The organism is Pontixanthobacter gangjinensis (genome assembly GCF_009827545.1).
GTDB lineage: Bacteria > Pseudomonadota > Alphaproteobacteria > Sphingomonadales > Sphingomonadaceae > Pontixanthobacter > Pontixanthobacter gangjinensis.
Map to the genome: position 1 here is coordinate 2,335,868 of NZ_WTYS01000001.1, position 20,176 is coordinate 2,356,043.

Consider the following 20,176-nt stretch of genomic DNA (forward strand, 5'->3'; position numbering starts at 1 on the left):
GCCATGCTAAGGGACACTCTATGCTACGCAATACCAGCTTCCTTCTCGCGATACTACCGGCAACGATTCTTGGCGGTTGCGCATCGTCTGGCAAGACTTACCCTTCACTGGCGATTCGCGATGCGGAACAAGTATCAGGAAGTTTGTCGGGGGTCGCAGAAGATTCTGAGGATATCGCTCCAGCGCCACTCTCGGACAATATCGCCGTTCAATTGCCTGAGCTGGAATCCGGCGCGCGCAAGGCGCATCTTGCGTTCACCAACGCCGTCCCCGCTGCCCGTAGTGCCGTTGCAAGAGGCAGTGGCGCCGCCACTGCAAGCGACAATTGGGCTCGCGCTCAGGTGGCGCTCGGCGATCTCGATTCGCTCCGCAGCCAAACAGCCGTGTTTCTTGGCGATCTCGACTTGCTTTATGTCGATGCAACATTGGCATTCGAGCAGCGTGAGGCAATCGGACAAGTTCGCAACATAGTGATCGGATTGGTCGCCGAGGAAGATGCTGAACTGTCGAAACTCCGAGATTAAGCAGGAAACTGAATGACCGCGAAGAGACAGACAAAAGCGCGAAACCAGACTTGCTGGCTCCGCGCTTTCCTTTGCCAGCTCTCCTCTGGCAAAGGTCGGATCGGATCGGATCAGATCAGACCAGAGCCGCGATAGTTACGGTCACCAATCCCCATATCACGATCAGAATTGGCAGTATCATCATCTGAACGACGGCATCTTTCATGGAAAGTCGGCCGGTGTGTGTCTGGATGCCTTTGCTTCGCAATTCGCTCCAGCGCAGTATCTTTGCCTTGGCACAGGGATCAGTTCTTACGAACAGCGCACCAATTCCGAAAAATGCGGTAAAGAATATTCCGCAAATTGTCAGCGGAATGAGCAAGCCGGGACTTGAGAAGCCTGCCGCCATAATACCGACAAATCCGAAATACATCGCGGCAGTTGCGACATAAAGACCCGATGGCAGATTGAAACTGCGATCTGCCTCCGGCACAACCGGCAATTGCTGGATGATAGTCGCTTTGTCGGCAACAATTTGGCGTGTCAGATGCTGTGACATGATAGGCTCCTTTGTGGTGGGAACCTTTTGTGCTGGGTTGGCGATTCGGTCTTTGACTTAGGTCAAATTTCTCAAAATAGATGTCATTATTTCCAGCGGGCCAAATCTGAGTAATCCTGCTCGCGGGGCTCAATCCAATGCCAACCATCGGGCCGCAATTCGCGTTTCCAAAACCACGCTGCGCTTTTGAGATGGTCCATTGTGAAATCGACCGCATCAATTGCGGAGCGCCGGTGGGTCGAGCCCGCTGAAACGCACACTATCGGCTCCCCGGGATGCAGCATTCCGATCCGGTGCACCATAATCAAACCCACTAGATCGAAGCGCGCGCAGGCAATGCCGGCAAGTTCGCGCATGGCAGGTAACGTCAGCGGCTCGTAATGGGTAAGCTCCAGCGCTTCGACATCGTGCTCTGGACGCACTTCTCCAACAAAGGTGCAAATGGCGCCCAAGTTTGGACTGGCCTTCGGAAACGAGCCAATCAAAGCTCCCGGATCGAATGGCGTGGTCAGCAGGCGAACGTCTTGCAGGGGCATACCTCAACCGCCGCTGACAGGAGGCAGCAGAGCAACTTCATCGCCCTCTTCGGCCTGCAATTGGGTCTTATCAGCCAAGACTTTGCCAGCGCATGCGATATTTACCCGCTCTTCCTGAAGTTGGCCCGCCACTTTTGCACCGACCATTTCAAGCAGCCCCTGCCAATCGAGCGGCGCTTTGGCCTTCATTTCCTGACAGCCCGCGAGATCGGCTAATGGTCCAAGGAAAACGATCCGAACTGCCATCATTATCCTCCCGTCATCGACATATGCCGAGCAAGTGCAGGCTCTGCGCCAGCTGCAGCAATCGCGAAATGATGGCGTTCCGGCTTGATCCGCATTGCCTCGTCCAGTGCGCTGTCTAATTTGGCCCGAGGATCATTTGAGCGCAAAGCTGCACGCAGATCCACCCGCTCGCCGCCGCCGAGGCACGGGTATAGTTGCCCTGTCGCAGTGACACGAACGCGATTGCAGCTGGCGCAAAAGTTGTTGGTCAGCGGGGTAATCAGTCCCAAGCGCCCCCCTGTTTGTGCAATGTCAAAATAGCGGGCTGGCCCGCCACTGGAATGCGATGATGGCGCGAGCGTCCACATCTTCTCAAGCGCATCCTGAACCACTGGAAGCGGCAGATAATGCTCCGTGCGGTCCTCATCGACAACGCCCAGCGGCATGGTCTCGATCAAGGTGATATCGCAATCCTGACTGTGCGCCCAGGCGATCAATTTCGGTATCTCGTGCTCGTTCACTCCCTTCAGCGCGACAGTGTTCAGCTTCACGCGGAGCCCCGCTTTTCTCGCTGCATCAATCCCGGCAAGCACCTGTGGGAGACAATCGCGGCGCGTCATCCGAGCAAAAATATCGCCATCCAAAGTGTCCAGCGATATGTTGACGCGCATGACACCTGCGCCCGCAATCTGATCCGCAAACTCGGTCAGTCTTGTGCCATTTGTGGTGAGCGTGAGTTCATCTAGCCCATTGCCAATTTTTTGCCCCAGAACCTTCACCAGTTGCATGACATCGCGGCGGACCAAAGGCTCACCGCCGGTCAACCGTATTTTTCGGATACCGCGGTCTATGAACCCAGAAGAAACTTGGGCCAGCTCCTCGAGACTTAGCACTTCTGCTTTCGGAAGAAACTGCATCCGCTCTGGCATGCAATAGGTACAACGTAGATCGCAGCGGTCAGTAACCGACAGTCGTAAATAGGAAACCTGTCTGTCAAAATTATCGATCAGAGGCTGGGTTTCAGCTTTCATTGCCGACGACCAGATACTGTCCAGTAATTCCGGGAGAATCCGCTAGAAACGCTACTGTCTGGTCCAATGCGTCACCCGCCCTGCCCGCAACGAAATTCACCCGTTTCGGACTGTGAGCGCGAGCGAGATCACGGACCAGACCCCGTCGCCAATCTGCATGGTCATAAGCTGCTTGAGGCAGCACAACGGTGACATCATCGCCAACGGACACTTGTTCGCGAATCCGCGGTGTCCATTTCTCGGAAAAATCCTGCGCCGCATCAAGCGCGCTATCGGGTAACGCAGTGACTGTAACCACCGATTGCATCGGCCTCAGCCCCGTTCCCGTGTCATAGTAATACCGATTTTTTCATTTCCCTCAGCGATTGCAAGTTTCACGATCTTGATTGTGATCGCTTCTATTCGTGCGTCCTGCACAAACAGTGTCTCACAAATATAGTCCGCGAGAGATTCAATCAGTTTGAAGTGGACCCCTTCAGGCAGAGCGGTAGTAGCCGCCGCTTTCAAATCCATATAATTCTTGCTCGCTTCTAGCGGCGTATCGGGTTCGTATCGATCAGCGATCTTCATTTTCGCCTGGATGGTGATGCGAAGCGGCTGCGGTTTGCCGGTTTCCTCCGAATAAATGCCCGTCAAGACATCATGTTCAAGGTCAGCAACTTCAAGAATGAGCGAATCGGCCATGGGGACGCCTTAAACAGTTTTGCGCTGCAGCGCGAAGTTAGCAGGGAATTTCCGGATAGGCGGCAATGCCGACAAATGCACCTTCTGGCGGAGCCAGCATTTCAACCGCGCCTTCACTCAGCGGTTCCATCAGTGTTGGCGATGCTATGACTCTCCCATTGATTGTGATTTCTAGCTGCTGGCCAACAAGAGGTACAGTTATCTGCTTCAATCGCTTCGACACCTCCTGCTCGAATTCTACATACATAGTCGGCAAGGCTTGCGCCTCGTCGAAACCCCTAGAGACCCGCTTGACCGAGGCTGCACATAATTTGATGTCGCCAATCCATGCACCTGAGGAATGATCTGAGGTTGATTGGCCACGAGAAGCCAACGTTGCACACGCCAAAATGGACAGCGGATACCTCAAGATTTATTAGTCCAACGCGCAAAGATAGCTGTTGGCAATAGACGCCCCCTTTCGCCTTCTTCCCGCACAGCAAGATCGCCATGCTCGATCGTTCCTGGCAAATCGGCGAACATCTCGTCCAGCAGACCGGCCAACGCAAGACTCGACATGCGCACGGCATAGACTGTCAGGAACAAGTAACGGCTGTCTGCATCAAGCAAATGGCGGCAATCAGAGACCAGATCAGGTAGACCTTGTTCTAATCGCCATGTTTCCGCCTTCGGGCCGCGTCCGAATTTTGGAGGGTCGAGAATAATCCCGTCATAACGCCGTTCCCGCCGCACTTCGCGAGCGGTAAACTTTGCCGCATCATCAACCAGCCAACGCACCGGGCGATCACCCATGCCAGACTGCTGCGCATTTTCGCGCGCTTGAGCGACCGATTTCTTCGAAGCATCAACATGCGTTACCGGCCCGCATTCAGACAGTGCCAAAGTGCCTACGCCGGTGTAGCCAAAAAGATTTAGCGTCTGAGCGTCGACCTTGCCTTCAAGCTGGCCCCTCATCCAATCCCACACTGGCGCCATGTCTGGAAAGAAGCCTAAATGACGAAATGGTGTGCATTGCGCGGTAAAATCCACGCCGCGCCAGCTAAGTGGCCAACCGCTTTCTGGTACTGGTTTATTATAATGCCAGCGTCCTCCGCCATCTTCATCGGACCCGGGAATGAATTCGCCATGCGCCTCCCAATTGGCCATGCGCGGGGCCCACATCGCTTGCGGCTCGGGCCGGATAAAGCGGTATTTGCCATAGCGTTCCAACTTACGCCCATCGCCGCTATCTACGAGACCGTAATCATCCCAAGCATTTCCTGTAAGCAGCTGCGGTTCGTAACGAAGCTTCGCCATCAGCTAGACTCGGTCGCGCGACCAGCGACGTAATTCGCGATCGAATCGTAATCGCCAGTTAGTTCGTCATATCGCTCCTCGCGGGCGAACAGATCGCCGACCCGCTGCGGCAGTGCAGGACGAATGCCGGTCGCACGTTCAACCGCATCACGAAATTTGGCCGGGTGCGCGGTGGCGAGAGTGACGACTGGAATATCAGCGGCAACCTCTGCAATCCGTGCTGCATGCAGTCCAATGGCTGTGTGTGGGTCGATTACCTCTCCTGCGGAGTCATTGGCCCACCGCATCGCTGAGTTCATATCGTCCGGGTTCACCCGCGCGCTAGAAAATAGGCCGGACGCACCGTCGCGCTGGGCATTGGTCAGCCGCATAGCCTTTTCGCGTTCGAATACAGCCATTTGTTCTGCCATTGCGGCCCCATCCCGCCCGCCACAGTCAAACAGCAATCGCTCGAAATTTGAACTCACTTGAATATCCATTGATGGTGCTGCTGTAGGCGTGACTTCTCCTGCCGAATAATCTCCTTCTGACAGGGCGCGATGGAGGATATCATTCACATTTGTCGCGACAATCAGGCGCTCGATCGGCAAGCCCATTTGTGCCGCAACATACCCTGCAAACACATCGCCAAAATTGCCAGTCGGGACTGAAAAGGCGACTTTGCGCGCCGGCCCGCCCAATTGCAGCGATGCTGCGAAATAATAGACGATCTGCGCCATCAATCTCGCCCAATTGATCGAATTGACCGCGCCAATCCGGTACCGGCCGTTCATGGCGCTATCGTTGAACATCCGCTTTACCGTAGCCTGCGCGTCGTCAAAGCTGCCCTCAATGGCGATGTTATGGACATTTGGCGCAAGAACAGTTGTCATCTGGCGCCGCTGAACGTCACTGATGCGGCCTTTGGGATGCAGCATGAATATGTCGATCTGGTCGCGCCCAGCGACCGCATCGATTGCTGCGGAACCTGTGTCACCGCTTGTGGCACCAACGATTGTCAGGTGCGCATCGCTTCGCGACAAAAATTCTTCAAACAATAACCCCAGCATTTGCAAAGCAACATCTTTGAACGCCAAGGTTGGGCCATGGAATAGTTCCAGCAACCATTGCTGTTCGTCGAACTGCTTAAGCGGAGTCACTGCCGCATGAGAGAAACGGCCATATGCAGCGAAACATAACTCGCGCAGCCTGTCTGGTTTTATGCTGTTACCTACAAAGGGCAACATTATCCGGGTCGCCAATTCCGCATAGGGCAAGCCTGCCATCGCGGCGATGTCAGCCTGTGAAAAGCGGGGCCATTCCCGGGGCAGATACAGACCGCCATCACTGGCGAGGCCGGCTAGAGTCGCACCTTCAAAATCAAGCGCCGGAGCGCGTCCACGGGTTGATATATATTCCATAGCGCAAGCGGTTAGCGATGCACGGCTTTACGGGCAAGCGAACCGCGCTTTACTCGGGCAAAGTTTGGCTGCGTTTGGCACGGACCCGCAAAGCGATAATATAGATAACCAACGCGGTCAGCGCGAATAGGAACCACTGGACAGCGTAAGCCAAGTGGTTGTTTGGCAGGTCTGCGGGGTCCGGTGTTGCTAAAGGCCCAAGATCAGCAAGCGGAGGATCCGCCACTATCTTGCCCCCTGGCCCAAGCACTCCGCTTACCACTCCGCCACCCCATTCCGGCGATTCTGGATCACGCGACCATCCAAGTGCAATGTCTGCGTCGGCGCCCTGCTCTAGCTGGCAATTGGCAATATGCGCCCAGCCTTTGGCTCCGACCGTATTGGTCCCCGCAGTTGCGCGCATTGACAGCACTTCGGCGCATCTCACATTTGTGACCCGGTAAAGGGAAGCCTCCATAGCATCGCCATCTGATGGATAAGGCACCGCTTCCGCACCAACCTCAACCGCAGCATAGCTGGCCAGCATCGCCTCCTTCTCGTCAGCTCGGCCCAATTGCCAGAATCCGAGCCAGATCATGGTTATGATTGCCGCCAGCACGACGATTGTAGAAACAACCGGGATATCACGAATCGTCATTTCTTTATGGTGCCTTCGCCTGCATTTTGCGAATATTCGGAAAACAGCAATGCAGCTTTAGCCGCACGCAAACCACCAAACACACACATCATCGTGAGCGGAATCCAGATTAACGCATGAACCCAAAATGGTGGAGATAGGGACACTTCAAGCCATAATGCTAAGCCAACTATAAATGCCCCAATAATCAGCGTTAGAAAGCCAGCTGGACCGTCGCCCACATTGAATTTGCTAAAATCCAATCCGCATTTCGAACACTTGGACGCAAATTCTGCGAGTCCATCGAATAAGCTGCGGGCCCCGCAATTTGGACACAAACCGAAAAGGGCAGCCTGTCCAATGGAAGGCTGCCCCGTTTCAGTTTCTGGGTTATCCCCGGACATTAACTGCGATCCATCAATGGATCGGCGCGCCCCAACCGCCCCAAACATAGACGGCGATGAATAGGAACAGCCAGACTACATCGACAAAGTGCCAGTACCAAGCTGCGGCTTCGAAACCGAAGTGCTGGCGCGGGGTGAAGTGGCCTTTGTAAGTTCGGAACAAACACACCGACAGAAATATCGTACCGATCAAAACGTGGAAACCGTGGAAACCGGTCGCCATGTAGAAGCCCGAACTGTAGGTGTTTCCACCAAAGCTGTAAGCGTTTAGCGCGTGCGAATATTCGTAAGCCTGGATGCCAGTGAACAAGACGCCAAGCGCGATTGTCGCCCACAGACCCATCTTAAGACCCTCACGATCGCCGTGGATCAAAGAGTGGTGGGCCCACGTTACTGTCGTGCCTGAGCACAGCAATATCAGCGTGTTAAGCAATGGCAACGCGAAAGGATCGAGCACCTCGATACCTTTTTGCGGGAATTGCGCAAAGGTCGCAGCACCTTCTTCGCCAAACAGGCTTGTGGTCACGCCGTCAACAATCTCAAGCGGCGCAGGGAATAGGGCAAAGTCGAACCACGCCCAGAACCAACCGACGAAGAACATCACTTCAGATGCGATGAACAGGATCATACCGTAACGCATGTGCAATTGCACAACTGGAGTATGATCGCCGCCCTCTGCTTCGCGCACAATGTTGCTGAACCAGCTGAAGAAAGTCGCGATCAGACCAGCGATGCCTAAGCCGAGTATCAGCGTAGCGCTAGCCATATCGTGCATGAAAAACACCATGCCGGTTGTGAACGTCAGCGCCGATATCGAGCCGATAAGCGGCCAAATGTCGGGTGCCAAAATGTGATAATCGTGGTTTTTAGTGCCAGCCATGAAAATTCTCGTCCTGTCAGAACTAGTTCGTCTGAAATCTATGGACCGCCTTTAATCATACGCGGCCCTTTGGTCCAGCCTTACGAGGCCGGTTTTTCAACCGCATCGGCTGATTTGTGAAAAGTATAACTCAACGTGATCTGTTCAACGCCTTTGGCGTTCTCGTCCTGCTCAATCGCGGGGTCGATATAATACAGCACCGGCATGCGCACTTCTTCGCCCGGTTGCAGGGTTTGCTCGGTGAAGCAGAAGCATTGGATTTTGTTGAAATAAATACCCGTTTGCTCAGGCTCCACATTGAACGTCGCAGTGCCGGTTATCGGCACATCGCCGTCATTGCGGGCTATATAGAAAGCCATGTCACGCTGGCCGATACGCACTGTGTCAGTCACTTGTTCTGGTCGGAAGGTCCAAGGCACATCACGTGCCGTAGAGGCGTCGAAGCGGATCGAGATTTGTTTCGCGCCGCTGCTGTTGGCAATCCGTTCTGCAATCTCTGCATCGCTTTCGGTCGCCTGCTGCGTCGTCCCGCCAAATCCGGTGACCCGGCAAAACAAATCATATAGCGGTACGGCAGCATAGCCCATACCAAGCATCGCCAACGCGCCTAGAAATGCCAGAGCTGCGGTTTTGGTGTTCTTCTGATCTATAGTGAGGGCAGACATTGTCAGTCTCCCATTCGAACAATCGTGATGGCATAAAACAGTACGACAAAGAACAGCAGCACTCCCCCGACCACTAGGTTCCGGCTCTTTTGCCGGCGGCGATATTCGGTTTCTTCGTCGGGGGTCATGATATCCATCCTTGATAAAACGCTACCCGGTCCGCAACCAAAGCGGCGAACAAGGCGAATAGGTAGATTATGCTGAAAGCGAACAATCGCTTCTCAGGCTTCATTGCATCGCCATTTTCCGAACGCCGGAAAGACACGGGCAGCGCGAGAGCCAGAAACGCCAGAGAAAGAACCAGCGCAATAATTCCAAACAGAGCCGTCGTGCCGCCAATGAACCAGGGTGTGGCGGCCAGCGGGACAAGTAAGATGCTGTACACTAATATCTGCTTCCGAGTGGAAGCTTGCCCCTTAACAACCGGCATCATCGGAATGCCAACCTTGGCATAATCGCTCTGCATAAACAGCGCGAGCGCCCAAAAATGCGGCGGGGTCCACATGAAGATGATCGCGAATAGCAAAACCGGCATCAGGGTGATGTCGCCCGTAACCGCAATCCATCCGATCATCGGTGGGAATGCGCCAGCCCCGCCCCCGATAACAATGTTCTGCGGCGTGCGCGGCTTGAGCCAAATTGTGTAAATCACCGCGTAGTAGAAAATTGAAATCGCAAGAATACTCGCCGCCAGCCACCCGGCCGCAAGGCCCAAGACGCCAACCGAGGTTGCAGACAAAAGAAGTCCGAAGTCCCGCGCATCGGTGCGTTGCATCCGGCCAGCAGGAAGCGGGCGTGCGGCGGTGCGTTTCATTCCAGCATCAATGTCAGCTTCCCACCATTGGTTCAATGCTGCTGCACCGCCAGCACCGATAGCGATGCAAAATATCGCGGTAAATCCGAGCACCGGATGGATATTGCCGGGGGCCGCAAGCATTCCGCACAGACCTGTGAAAATAACCAGCGTCATGACTCGCGGCTTAGTCAATGCGAAAAAATCACGCCATTCTGCAGGCAATGCCTGAACAGCTGCTGCTGCGTCCGAAGTTGGTGCCGGTGTTGTCATGTCATTGAGCCCGTCGGGCTTGCTCCTATAAAGGGGGGCGCACCGTTCCCGATGCGCCCCTCCCCATGTTCTATATTGCTGCTTCGTTTTCGAAGCCCCCGTTTCGCCTAAACTTTTTGCTTAAGCGCTTGCGGGGCGGTGATCGTGATAATCATGATGATCTTCGATAACCGGCAGTGTTTCAAATTGGTGGAATGGCGGAGGTGAGGACAATGTCCATTCCAACGTCGTTGCACCCTCGCCCCAAGGATTGTCTGCGGCTTTCTTGCCAGCGACGAAGGCGTAGGCAAGGTTGATGAAGAATATCACCATCGACACAGCCATAATGGCATAGCCAACTGAAGATACTTGGTTCCAATATTCATAGGCTGCCGGATAGTCAGGAATACGGCGAGCCATGCCCTGAATGCCCAAGAAGTGTTGCGGGAAGAAAATTACGTTCACCCCGATGAAGAACACCCAGAAATGCAAATGCGACAGGAACTCGCTGTGCATCTTGCCGCTCATCTTCGGGAACCAGTAATAGAACCCAGCAAACAGTGAGAACACTGCACCCATCGAGAGGACGTAGTGGAAGTGGGCGACAACATAGTATGTGTCATGAAGATTATCGTCGACCCCGCCATTGGCGAGGACAACACCAGTAACACCGCCAACAGTGAACAAGAAGATGAAGCCCATTGACCAAACCATCGGAGATTTAAATTCAACAGAACCGCCCCACATAGTGGCGATCCAGCTGAAGATTTTCACTCCTGTTGGAACGGCAATCACCATTGTCGCTGCGGTGAAATACATCTTGGTGTTTACGTCGAGACCCACAGTATACATGTGGTGCGCCCAAACGATGAAGCCGACAACGCCAATTGCGACCATCGCGTATGCCATGCCGAGATAGCCAAACACTGGTTTGCGGCTGAAGGTAGCGACGATTTGGCTGATCATGCCGAACCCGGGCAAGATCATAATGTACACTTCAGGATGACCAAAGAACCAGAACAAGTGCTGGTAGAGAACGGGATCACCGCCACCAGCAGGGTTAAAGAACGTCGTGTCGAAGTTACGGTCGGTCAGCAACATGGTAATCGCAGCGGCCAGCACTGGAAGCGCAAGCAACAACAGGAACGCTGTGACTAGCACCGACCACACGAACAGCGGCATTTTGTGCAAGGTCATACCCGGCGCGCGCATGTTGAAAATGGTGGTGATGAAGTTGGTAGCGCCAAGGATCGAGCCCGCGCCCGCAAGGTGGAGGGAGAAGATCGCGAAATCGACCGCTGGCCCTGTCGAGCCATATGTCGATAGCGGCGCATAAACCGTCCAGCCGGTACCAGCGCCCATGCCCTGCGCACTACCAGGAACAAACATCGAGAACATTAGCGAACAGAAACCGGCAACAGTGAGCCAGAACGAAATATTGTTCATCCGCGGGAACGCCATGTCGGGCGCTCCGATCATGAGCGGTACGAACCAGTTACCGAAACCACCAATCATCGCAGGCATGACCATAAAGAAGACCATGATCAAACCATGCGCCGTTATCAGCACGTTCCACATATGGAGGTTAGCGTCCATCGCCGCCTCGCCGCCCATCATGGTTACAACGCCGCCTAGAATTTGAATGCCCGGCTCAGCAAGCTCAGCACGCATCAGGCCCGAGATGGCGCCGCCGATGATACCCGCGAAAATCGCGAAGATCAGATATAGTGTGCCGATATCCTTGTGGTTAGTTGACATAAACCAGCGTGCGAAAAATCCCGGCTTATGATCTGCATCATGTCCGTGATCATCATGGATCGGTAGGGTTTCGGCGGTTGTGGCCATGGTTTTTTCTCTGAACCTTAGTTTGATTTCGTCGTATCTTCGGTCGGTCTAACTTACGTCTTTATTCAGTAGCTGCTTCATCGGTTGCAATTTCAGCCGGAGCAGCTGGAGCAGCAGCGGGCTCTTCAGCCTCACCCACCGTGCCGCCTTGCTCAATCACCCAAGCTTCCCATTCAGCGCGCGGGAGTGCCTCAACAGCGATGGGCATGTAACCATGACGGGCACCGCAAAGCTCTGAACACTGGCCATAATAAATGCCAGGCTCGTTAATTGTCAGCAGACGCTCGTTTAGGCGCCCAGGGACCGCGTCAATTTTGAACCAAAGCGATGGAACGGCAAATGCGTGAATCACGTCTGCTGCAGTTGTTTGGATACGCAAAGGCGTATTCGCAGGGACAACCATTCGGTTATCGACCGCCAATTGTCCGGGCTCTCCGCGTGCGACAGCTTCATCTTCGGGCAGCATGTTCGAAATGATCTCGAAATTGCCATTATCAGGATAGCTATAACCCCAATACCATTGATAGCCAGTTGCCTTAATTGTCACCGCATCTGCAGGCGGCGTTTCATATTGGCGCGCCAGCAGCGTGATAGATGGAATTGCGATACCGACCAGCACGAGAACTGGGACCAGAGTCCACACAACTTCAATGAAGGTATTGTGCGTTGTCTTCGAAGCAACCGGGTTCTTCGAGCGGCGGAACCGCAAGACCACCCACAGCAACAGGCCGAGAACGAACAGACTGATCACAGTGATAATCGGCATCAGCAAATAGGTGTGCATGTTATACGCGAACTGACCATCGTCAGTGTATTGCGGTTGAAAATCGATATTTCCAGCTTCGGGCTGCCCTTTGATCCATTCAGGGCCAAGTGGCTTATATGTCGAAGCTGCGGGAACCGCATCCGCGGATGCACCGGTCGCTTCAATCGCTTGAGGCGCGCTGGTGGTCTGTGGCACGGCTTCGGCAGCAACCGAATCCTGCGCTACAGCCAATTGCGGCGTCAAAGCCAACAATGCTGCGGCCCACAATGTCATTAAAACCCGAAGAACCCCGCGGGGCAAGTCACCGAAAATCATCACGTTGACGCTCTCTGTTTTTTCAAATCGTGGCGCGCAGCGTGCGAACCAAACCTATCCCAATCAGGGACTATTGTGTCGGGCCTATACGCATGCTTGCCCCCTGCCTCAAGCACTTCTAGGAGAAATTTCCGCAACCAATGTTGCTTGCACAGCAACGCCCCTAGGGAAATCAGACGAAAAATTATGACCGAAGACGAAGTTCTCGCCGAATTCCGCGCCAGCGAAGCCTTGCTTGAAGGACATTTCAAGCTGTCCTCGGGCCGCCACAGCGCGCATTATTTGCAATGCGCGCGCGTTTTGATGGACCCGATGCGCGCCAGCCGACTCGCAGCCGCACTGGCGGCAAAGCTTCCGCGCGAGCTGCGCAGCGCAATCGATACGGTCGTTTCGCCAGCGATGGGCGGCGTTATCATCGGCCATGAGATGGGCCGCGCCTTAGGCAAGGAAGCGATGTTTCTTGAACGTCCAGATGGAACTTTCGGCTTCCGCCGCGGCTTTGGCCTGAAAGTTGGGGAGAAAGTGATAGTAGTGGAGGATGTTGTTACGACTGGCCTTTCCTCCAAAGAGGCCATGAAAGCTATAGCGGATGCTGGCGGCGAGGTGCTCGCGCTTGTGTCTATCGTCGACCGTTCGAGCGGCGGTGTAAGTTTTGACGTTCCCTATCACTCGCTGGTCGACATAAACTTTCCGACGTATGATCAAGATGACATGCCAGCGGCACTCGCTGCCGTGCCCGTCACCAAGCCCGGAAGCAGAAAGTAAATTGAGCACCCCATCCTCTACCCCCGCGTCGATCCGTAGCTCCCTTCGTTTGGGAGTTAATATCGACCATGTCGCGACGATCAGAAACGCGCGCGGCGGCGATCATCCCGATCCGGTTCGTGCCGCGCAAATCGTTGCGTCAGTGGGCGGCGATGGGATTACCGCGCATTTGCGTGAGGACCGCCGCCATATCCGTGATGACGATTTGCGGCGCATTCAGGATGCGACAGATTTACCACTTAATCTGGAAATGGCCGCGACCGACGAAATGCTCACCATTGCGCTACGCCACCAACCGCACGCAGCCTGTATCGTCCCTGAAAACCGCGAGGAACGAACCACCGAAGGAGGTCTCGATGCAGCAGGTCAACATAACCGGCTAGCCCCAATCGTTTCGCAACTCAAAGATGCCAATATCCGGGTCAGTTTGTTTGTCGAGGCTGATGCGCGGCAATTGGAAGCAGCAATGCGGCTAGGGGCCGATATTGTCGAATTTCACACTGGCGAATACGCCCATGCGGTAGGCGAGGCGCGGGCTGTCGAACTGAAACGCATTGCAGATATGTCAGCCTTGGCCGTTAAAAACGGGATTGAGCCGCATGCTGGTCACGGGCTGACATATGAAAACGTCCAACCTGTCGCCGCAATCCCGCAATTGGCAGAGCTCAACATCGGCCATTATTTGATTGGCGAAGCTGTCTTCATCGGGCTGGAGAACGCCGTACGTAAAATGCGCGATTTGATGGATGACGTGCGATGAGGTGCGAGCAATGATCATCGGGCTAGGCAGTGATTTGTGCAGCATTGAGCGCATACAGAAGGTATTAGAAAGGCACGGAGAGCGGTTTGAAAAGCGTAGCTTTACCGAAATCGAGCGCGCCAAGGCTGCCAAACGGCCCTACACTCGCGCCGGTACTTATGCGAAGCGGTTCGCAGCAAAGGAAGCATTTTCTAAAGCCGTCGGTACCGGGTTCTTTCGCGGCGTATATATGAAGGACATTGGCGTGGTGAACGGCAAATCTGGAGCGCCCACCCTTGCCCTGACCAATGGCGCAGCGAAGCGGCTTGCGGAATTGACGCCAGATGGCCATGACGCGGTTGTTCATCTCACTCTAACAGACGATCATCCTTGGGCTCAGGCATTCGTAATAATCGAAGCCGTTCCCGAGGCTGCCTCAAACTAAATCTTCGCATCTCCTCAACCTATCCATTCCGGCTTTTTATCAGTGACCACTATAACAGACGCAACCCCTGACGAGACTTCCGATAAGGTCGATTGGTTTGCCGAATTGCGCGGCCTTGCCTTGATGTTGCTCGCGGTGATCGCATTTCACAGCCTGATAGCAAAGCCGTTCTACATCCCCAGCACATCCATGCTGCCCAATATGATGGTTGGTGACCGTCTGGTGGTTAGCAAATACCCATATGGCTGGTCTTGGGTGTCCGCATCGTTTCACATTTTGCCGCGGAGTGAAACACGAGTTCTGGAAGGCACGCCCGAATATGGCGACATCGTAATAGCCGTCCCGCCTACCCGTGACGAGGATTACATCAAGCGCGTTGTTGGCCTACCTGGCGACCGGATTGCAGTGGTCAACGGACAGATCATCCTGAACGGCAAGCCAATCCCGCAAGCTGTTGAACCCGCCATCCGGTTGCCAGTAGATCCAGAGCAACTGTGCGATGGTTTGGCCTGCCTCTATTATTTTGACCCCTACAAAAAGACGCTTGATGACGGGCGCGAAGTCTATGAAGTGCCGACTTACCGTGAAACATTGCCGAATGGTGCGAGCTATTTGATTATCGATCACAAGAAGCAGCGGCTCGACAATTTCGATGAAGTCACCATTCCGGCGGGCCACATCTTCATGATGGGCGATAATCGTGATCATTCCGCAGACAGCCGCGCCGCTGCTGAGGAAATGGGACTTGGCGGTCCGGTTCCGCTCGAAAATGTCGGCGGTCGTGCAGAATTTATCACCTTCTCGCTCGATGGCTCGACCAGTTGGAACCCCGCCAGTTGGTTCTCCTCCTTGCGTAGCGGCCGTGCATGGACCAGTCTGCGGCCTTCCATAGATGAAAAAGACGAAGGCGAATGAGCAAGCTGCCCAAGGACAATTTAGAGAACGAAGATCTGGGGACTAGCCCCTCCAGAATAGTCAATCCGGAATTGCGGTTCGAAGCGCAGCGTGCATTTGTGTGGGCAATGGTGATTGGCGGCGTGTTGCTGGCCGTATATATCTCACAAAGTTTGCTGGTGATTTTCGGGGCAATGGTCTTAGCCGCAATGATTGATGGCGGGGCGCGTCTACTTGGGCGCATTCTGCCCATCGAGAGAGTGTGGCGGGTTGTTCTGGTCCTGCTGCTGACTGTAGGGTTCCTGTATTGGCTGGTAAATTATGCCGGATCGCAAATTTCCCGCGAGGCCGCGCAATTGCCAACTATCATTCAACAACAGCTGACCGTCCTAATCGCTTATCTTGACGGTCAGGGTTTCTCGATCGACCGGGCCAACATCCAAGGCATCGCGAGTAATCTGGTCAGCGGTGTGGGCACTGTAACCAAGGCAATTGGCGGAATCCTGGGCGGCTTTACTACTTTGCTACTCATCACAATAATCGGCGTTTATCTTGCGATGGAACCGCAATTATACGAACGCGGTGTAGCATGGATGTTGCCGCGTCACCGCCGCAGCGAGTTTTTCGCCACCGTATCTAAAATGGCCTACACCATGCGCCGTTTGATGGCGGGCCGTCTAATCGGAATGGTATTTGAAGGCGTTTTTACCTGGATCCTGCTCGCTTGGTACGGGGTCCCAATGGCCGTGCTCCTCGGAATCCTGACCGGATTGTTGGCGTTCGTTCCAAACCTCGGCGCGCTACTAGCCGGAACATTGATGGTGCTGGTGGGCTTCTCCGGCGGGACCGAGATGGGCCTCTACACAATATTCGTCTATTTCATGGTCCAGACATTTGACGGTTACGTCGTTATCCCCATGATTGCGCGCAAAACGGTCGACTTGGCCCCCGCCCTGGTGCTGGCCGCTCAGCTGGTTATGGGCATTTTGTTCGGCGTTTTGGGCCTCTTTCTAGCGGATCCGGCTCTCGCGATGTTGAAAGTCACGTTGGAACGCCGCGCCGAACGCAATGAAGCATCAGATTCAAAAAACGGAGCCATTACCGATGGTGCGTAAATTTCTCTATTTTATCGCTACCATAATTGTTCTGGTTATCGCAGCAGGCTTCGTCCTGACCATTTGGTCGAAGGAGCTGACCCGTTTAGCGTTGGTGCCCAGTGCGGAATTTGTCGAGCAAACTCCTCTCGAAGAAAATGCGTACCAAGACCCCGAGATGTGGTTTTCACGTCCGGGCATCGGCACGTCCGACCCCGCGCGCTGGCAACCGGCTATGCGCGGCGAAGGCAGGAGCGTGCCGGCTGCAGCCGGGCCAAATTCCAATTTCGCGGTGTTCTTTGTCCATCCCACAAGCTTCCTGGACAGAACGACATGGAATGCTCAACTGGATGATGCAGAATCGCAGAACATCGCGAAAATATACGTTCGCGGCATGGCCAGCCCGTTCAACCAAGCGACCGAGGTCTGGGCGCCGCGCTATCGTCAAGCGACATTCGGTGCATTCTTGACCGACAGTGGCGAGGCAACGCGAGCGCTCGATGCAGCCTATGCCGACGTAAAGCAGGCCTATGAATTCTTCATCGCAACCGTCGACGAAGACACACCGATAGTGCTGGTCGGCCACAGCCAAGGGGCGCTCCATTTGCTTCGTTTGCTGCGCGAAGAGGTCAGCGGCTCGCCCATTTCAAGCCGGGTTGCCGCCATTTATGCCATCGGTTGGCCGATCTCTGTCGTTAATGATTTGCCGTCGCTTGGCTTCCCTGCGTGCGCCACCGCCGATCAAGCCGGCTGTATCCTAAGTTGGTCCAGCTTTGCCGAACCAGCTGACCCTAGTGATGTGATGGATAGCTACAGCAATTCGATGGGATTCGATGGCAAGTTGCGCGGCGACAGCAAGATTTTGTGCATCAATCCGCTGACTGGAACGATCGACGGTGCAGCAGCAGCAAACCTTAATTTGGGAACATTGGTGCCGGAAGATAATTTCTCCTCGGGCGAACTGGTGCCCAGCTATGTCAGCGCCCGGTGCGACGAGCGCGGCTTGCTGTTGATAGGTCCGCCGCCGGAAATGGGCAGCGCTGTTTTGCCAGGAAATAATTATCACGTGTACGACATTCCGCTGTTCTGGAAAAACACTCAGGAAGACGTCGTCCGGCGCGTGACATCTCTTGATAGCGGGAGTGAAGCACCCTGATTACGGAAGCGGCGGCAGCGCTGCGGGAAGCGTTGCCCGAAGGCGGCGCATTGCTCGCGCTCGACCTCGGCACCAAGACAATCGGCACCGCCACTTGCGATGCGGGGTGGCAATTCGCGACCGCAGGCAAGACATTAGAACGCGGAAAATTCGGCCGCGACCGCGAGCGTTTGGCACAATTGATTTCGGAACGCTCGGTTCGCGCAATCGTGATCGGTCTGCCGCGCAATATGGATGGCAGCGAAGGCCCGAGGGCGCAGGCCAGCCGCGCCTATGCGCGCAATTTGCACGAAGCATTCGAACTGCCAGTGCTGCTGTGGGACGAGCGCTGGTCAACCACTAGCGCCGAACGCGATATGATCGGCCAGGATATGAGCCGCAGGAAGCGTGCCGAACGTATCGATAGCCATGCCGCCGCTGTGTTTTTGCAAGGGGCAATCGATGCGCTGGCCGGCGGTATTCTTTAGGCGATTCTCTCCCTGTTCTCTCTGGCTTGGGCCTCGACCAGACGGCTGCCTGACATTTCCGCTTTCGCCCACAACTTATCGCGCTCAGCCGGGTCATCCAGCAGAAGGCTGCGTGCCTGATAGCTTGCCAACCTGATCCGGTCGCTGGGATGCGCCTTTCCGAAATGCTCGGCTAAATCGGTATTTTCTGAACCGCCGATCGCGATTGCCATTCTTAGGAACACTTCGGTCGAAGTGGGATTGAGAACGCCAACTATGCGATCATTTTCGACATCAAATGCATATTGGTCATGCCACCCCTGTGCCGGGTTAACAGCCATAATGTTGAGCGACACCGACATAGCGGCAGGCGGTAGCTGGCGATGAACATCGCGGTGCGCCCGGTAATGGACGATTTTTCCCTGTTCCAAAATCTCTCTGCCGGAATAGGTCAATCCTGCTGTCTCACCGGTTATTCCAGCGACCCTTTCGTAATCATATTCCCAATAATCGCTGGCATATCCCGGCCCGAAATAGCCCAATGTCAGGAAATCAAAATTGTGGTCATGCGGCGCACCATAGGAAAAGCTGTGCGCACCGCTGGCGCGAAACATTGAATCAGCTTCCGCTGGCCAGATATTGGCTCTGAGGAAATAGCCTTGCCGCAAATCGGACAAGACCAATGTTTGCGGACCATATGCGCTGTCGTGACTTTGAGTATGCTTCCCCTTCAATTCCGCCAACAGAATTTCGGCCAAGAATTCGGAATTATTACCCAATCGGCGCAGACTGAGTGCCGCACTCGCCAAGCTATCGCGATCTCGCGGATCAAACCCTGCTTGATCGAGCGCGCTGGTACATTCGTCCAGACTAAATATTATATCATCTTCGCCATGCAAAATGGGCGGCATCAGGCTGACTCCATTTCGGACAGGACCGGGTAGGATTTGAGCAGTTGGGCCTTCAATGCTGCGGCAGGGGCATTGAGATCATCTGTGGGCGCGGCAGCCACTGCGCACAAAACCTCAAACCCACGCGCAGTATCAAGTGCGAGCATTTGGCGGATCGCTTGCCATCGCAAATGCGGCGTCCCCTCTATGCATTTATCTGCAATGGTGGGCACCGCTTCGCCGCGCTTCATCGCACCAAGCAAAGCGACAATCATCTCCTGACGGCTTTCGGCTCTGTTACCCGATGCGCAGTGGACCAGCGCGCCGTCAGCCAGCCGATATTCGCGGCTTTCCTCCGGCACGACCGGCGACCGGGTTAGCCGAAGCACCAGCATACTGCCGGGGACAGTCTCGACCAATTTTGTAGTTTTGTTGCCTGTATAAGAAATCACTTCGCCTGATTGGAAATCGAGCTGCCGCTCTGAAAGAACAGCTCCGGCGTGGTTGGTTGACACGATTTCGAAAAGGCGCCCTCGCCCTGATCCGATTAAGACTATTTCGGTGCATTCACTATCCGTAAAATAGATAGATTGTGCCGCCGGCCCGGCCTTCGCTTCGTACAGTAGAAGCGACAGGTTTGCTCTGCCCGCCGTGGCAATCTGGAGGACACCGACGCCGCTCCGGTATTGGTGACGAAATGGGATCTGGCCAAGCGGCGTCCGCGCGATCGCATGCCCCATTCGAGACATTAGCCCATCAATTAGCGGCTTCCGTGCAACCTTTTGCTGGAACACCCCGTCCAGAGCCTTGCATTCGCCCAGATCTGCGCCCTGTCCATATTTCTCTAATGGGCGGCCCAAGATATCTGAATGGCCCGCCAGCCACTCAGCCTTCACCGATTCCAAGCTAAATTGAGCCCGGCGCTGCGCCGCCAGATTGCCGCGCAGCGCCGCGATTGTCGGATGGATTTCCATTGT

27 protein-coding genes are annotated in these 20,176 nt (G+C 54.8%); 8 read left to right on the forward strand and 19 right to left on the reverse strand.

Annotated elements, in window-relative coordinates; translation table 11 throughout:
* The first annotated feature begins 20 nt into the window (after positions 1 to 20).
* Entirely contained in the window at positions 21 to 524 is a 504-nt protein-coding gene (locus tag GRI36_RS11105; protein ID WP_160598517.1) for a hypothetical protein, read from the forward strand.
* A gap of 115 nt (positions 525 to 639) precedes the next feature.
* On the opposite strand, the gene GRI36_RS11110 is transcribed toward GRI36_RS11105, so the two are convergent.
* The 17 genes from GRI36_RS11110 to coxB all read right to left on the reverse strand — a co-directional run bounded on the left by GRI36_RS11110 (position 640) and on the right by coxB (position 12,728).
* Positions 640 to 1,062 carry a hypothetical protein gene (locus tag GRI36_RS11110; RefSeq protein ID WP_160598518.1) on the reverse strand — a complete coding sequence of 141 codons (423 nt, stop codon included), beginning with the start codon at positions 1,060 to 1,062 and terminating at the stop codon, positions 640 to 642.
* A gap of 86 nt (positions 1,063 to 1,148) precedes the next feature.
* The gene (locus tag GRI36_RS11115; RefSeq protein WP_328598383.1) at positions 1,149 to 1,598 is read right to left on the reverse strand and encodes a molybdenum cofactor biosynthesis protein MoaE; all 450 of its coding nucleotides are present in this window, start codon (positions 1,596 to 1,598) and stop codon (positions 1,149 to 1,151) included.
* A 3-nt stretch (positions 1,599 to 1,601) separates the two neighbouring features.
* The gene (locus tag GRI36_RS11120) at positions 1,602 to 1,847 is read right to left on the reverse strand and encodes a MoaD/ThiS family protein (RefSeq protein WP_328598384.1); all 246 of its coding nucleotides are present in this window, start codon (positions 1,845 to 1,847) and stop codon (positions 1,602 to 1,604) included.
* Positions 1,847 to 2,854 carry a GTP 3',8-cyclase MoaA gene (moaA, locus tag GRI36_RS11125; RefSeq protein ID WP_160598519.1) on the reverse strand — a complete coding sequence of 336 codons (1,008 nt, stop codon included), beginning with the start codon at positions 2,852 to 2,854 and terminating at the stop codon, positions 1,847 to 1,849. Before moaA ends, GRI36_RS11120 begins: the two co-directional genes overlap by 1 nt.
* The gene (locus GRI36_RS11130; RefSeq protein WP_160598520.1) at positions 2,844 to 3,161 is read right to left on the reverse strand and encodes a Rossmann fold domain-containing protein; all 318 of its coding nucleotides are present in this window, start codon (positions 3,159 to 3,161) and stop codon (positions 2,844 to 2,846) included. The genes moaA and GRI36_RS11130 overlap by 11 nt, the downstream gene beginning before the upstream one ends.
* Positions 3,162 to 3,166: 5 nt before the next feature.
* Positions 3,167 to 3,538: a dihydroneopterin aldolase gene (locus GRI36_RS11135; RefSeq protein ID WP_160598521.1), complete on the reverse strand. Its 372-nt coding sequence runs from the start codon at positions 3,536 to 3,538 to the stop codon at positions 3,167 to 3,169.
* Positions 3,539 to 3,575: 37 nt separating this feature from the next.
* Positions 3,576 to 3,947: a SecDF P1 head subdomain-containing protein gene (locus GRI36_RS14105; RefSeq protein ID WP_407985670.1), complete on the reverse strand. Its 372-nt coding sequence runs from the start codon at positions 3,945 to 3,947 to the stop codon at positions 3,576 to 3,578.
* Positions 3,944 to 4,834, reverse strand: a complete 891-nt coding sequence (locus GRI36_RS11145) for a class I SAM-dependent methyltransferase (protein ID WP_160598523.1) — start codon at positions 4,832 to 4,834, stop codon at positions 3,944 to 3,946. The genes GRI36_RS14105 and GRI36_RS11145 overlap by 4 nt, the downstream gene beginning before the upstream one ends.
* The gene (gene thrC / locus GRI36_RS11150) at positions 4,834 to 6,234 is read right to left on the reverse strand and encodes a threonine synthase (RefSeq protein WP_160598524.1); all 1,401 of its coding nucleotides are present in this window, start codon (positions 6,232 to 6,234) and stop codon (positions 4,834 to 4,836) included. The genes GRI36_RS11145 and thrC overlap by 1 nt, the downstream gene beginning before the upstream one ends.
* 49 nt (positions 6,235 to 6,283) lie before the next feature.
* On the reverse strand, positions 6,284 to 6,871 hold the full coding sequence (locus GRI36_RS11155) for an SURF1 family cytochrome oxidase biogenesis protein (protein WP_160598525.1): 588 nt from the start codon (positions 6,869 to 6,871) through the stop codon (positions 6,284 to 6,286).
* Positions 6,868 to 7,254, reverse strand: coding sequence for a DUF983 domain-containing protein (locus GRI36_RS11160; protein WP_160599202.1), 387 nt, complete (start codon positions 7,252 to 7,254; stop codon positions 6,868 to 6,870). The genes GRI36_RS11155 and GRI36_RS11160 overlap by 4 nt, the downstream gene beginning before the upstream one ends.
* A 13-nt stretch (positions 7,255 to 7,267) precedes the next feature.
* Positions 7,268 to 8,134, reverse strand: coding sequence for a cytochrome c oxidase subunit 3 (locus GRI36_RS11165; protein ID WP_160598526.1), 867 nt, complete (start codon positions 8,132 to 8,134; stop codon positions 7,268 to 7,270).
* A gap of 80 nt (positions 8,135 to 8,214) precedes the next feature.
* A complete protein-coding gene (locus tag GRI36_RS11170; RefSeq protein ID WP_160598527.1) occupies positions 8,215 to 8,799 on the reverse strand; it encodes a cytochrome c oxidase assembly protein in 585 nt (194 codons plus the stop codon).
* Between the two features lie 2 nt (positions 8,800 to 8,801).
* Positions 8,802 to 8,927, reverse strand: a complete 126-nt coding sequence (locus tag GRI36_RS13960) for a hypothetical protein (protein ID WP_268893854.1) — start codon at positions 8,925 to 8,927, stop codon at positions 8,802 to 8,804.
* Positions 8,924 to 9,865 carry a heme o synthase gene (locus GRI36_RS11175; RefSeq protein ID WP_160598528.1) on the reverse strand — a complete coding sequence of 314 codons (942 nt, stop codon included), beginning with the start codon at positions 9,863 to 9,865 and terminating at the stop codon, positions 8,924 to 8,926. The genes GRI36_RS13960 and GRI36_RS11175 overlap by 4 nt, the downstream gene beginning before the upstream one ends.
* Before the next feature lie 120 nt (positions 9,866 to 9,985).
* The gene (gene ctaD, locus GRI36_RS11180) at positions 9,986 to 11,689 is read right to left on the reverse strand and encodes a cytochrome c oxidase subunit I (RefSeq protein WP_160598529.1); all 1,704 of its coding nucleotides are present in this window, start codon (positions 11,687 to 11,689) and stop codon (positions 9,986 to 9,988) included.
* A 61-nt stretch (positions 11,690 to 11,750) separates the two neighbouring features.
* Positions 11,751 to 12,728, reverse strand: coding sequence for a cytochrome c oxidase subunit II (gene coxB, locus GRI36_RS11185; RefSeq protein WP_235902234.1), 978 nt, complete (start codon positions 12,726 to 12,728; stop codon positions 11,751 to 11,753).
* 228 nt (positions 12,729 to 12,956) lie between these two features.
* Here coxB and pyrE point away from each other — a divergent pair, with 228 nt between their 5' ends.
* Genes pyrE through ruvX form a run of 7 tightly spaced genes read left to right on the forward strand, consistent with a single transcriptional unit; the run spans position 12,957 to position 18,330 of the window.
* Positions 12,957 to 13,535, forward strand: coding sequence for an orotate phosphoribosyltransferase (gene pyrE, locus GRI36_RS11190; protein WP_160598530.1), 579 nt, complete (start codon positions 12,957 to 12,959; stop codon positions 13,533 to 13,535).
* Position 13,536: 1 nt separating this feature from the next.
* Positions 13,537 to 14,295, forward strand: coding sequence for a pyridoxine 5'-phosphate synthase (locus GRI36_RS11195; protein ID WP_235902236.1), 759 nt, complete (start codon positions 13,537 to 13,539; stop codon positions 14,293 to 14,295).
* 10 nt (positions 14,296 to 14,305) lie between these two features.
* Positions 14,306 to 14,719 carry a holo-ACP synthase gene (gene acpS, locus GRI36_RS11200; RefSeq protein ID WP_160598531.1) on the forward strand — a complete coding sequence of 138 codons (414 nt, stop codon included), beginning with the start codon at positions 14,306 to 14,308 and terminating at the stop codon, positions 14,717 to 14,719.
* 42 nt (positions 14,720 to 14,761) lie between these two features.
* Complete coding sequence (gene lepB / locus GRI36_RS11205) at positions 14,762 to 15,634, forward strand: signal peptidase I (RefSeq protein WP_328598385.1); 873 nt, start codon at positions 14,762 to 14,764, stop codon at positions 15,632 to 15,634.
* Positions 15,631 to 16,728: an AI-2E family transporter gene (locus GRI36_RS11210; protein WP_160598532.1), complete on the forward strand. Its 1,098-nt coding sequence runs from the start codon at positions 15,631 to 15,633 to the stop codon at positions 16,726 to 16,728. The genes lepB and GRI36_RS11210 overlap by 4 nt, the downstream gene beginning before the upstream one ends.
* Positions 16,718 to 17,863: a DUF3089 domain-containing protein gene (locus GRI36_RS11215; RefSeq protein WP_160598533.1), complete on the forward strand. Its 1,146-nt coding sequence runs from the start codon at positions 16,718 to 16,720 to the stop codon at positions 17,861 to 17,863. Before GRI36_RS11210 ends, GRI36_RS11215 begins: the two co-directional genes overlap by 11 nt.
* 50 nt (positions 17,864 to 17,913) lie before the next feature.
* Complete coding sequence (ruvX, locus tag GRI36_RS11220; protein WP_235902238.1) at positions 17,914 to 18,330, forward strand: Holliday junction resolvase RuvX; 417 nt, start codon at positions 17,914 to 17,916, stop codon at positions 18,328 to 18,330.
* Here the strand turns inward: ruvX and GRI36_RS11225 are convergent.
* Both GRI36_RS11225 and GRI36_RS11230 read right to left on the reverse strand, forming a co-directional pair.
* Complete coding sequence (locus GRI36_RS11225; RefSeq protein WP_202392162.1) at positions 18,327 to 19,220, reverse strand: transposase; 894 nt, start codon at positions 19,218 to 19,220, stop codon at positions 18,327 to 18,329. The two genes, ruvX and GRI36_RS11225, sit on opposite strands and share 4 nt — an antisense overlap.
* Positions 19,220 to 20,173, reverse strand: coding sequence for a hypothetical protein (locus tag GRI36_RS11230; protein WP_160598534.1), 954 nt, complete (start codon positions 20,171 to 20,173; stop codon positions 19,220 to 19,222). The genes GRI36_RS11225 and GRI36_RS11230 overlap by 1 nt, the downstream gene beginning before the upstream one ends.
* Positions 20,174 to 20,176: the final 3 nt, after the last annotated feature.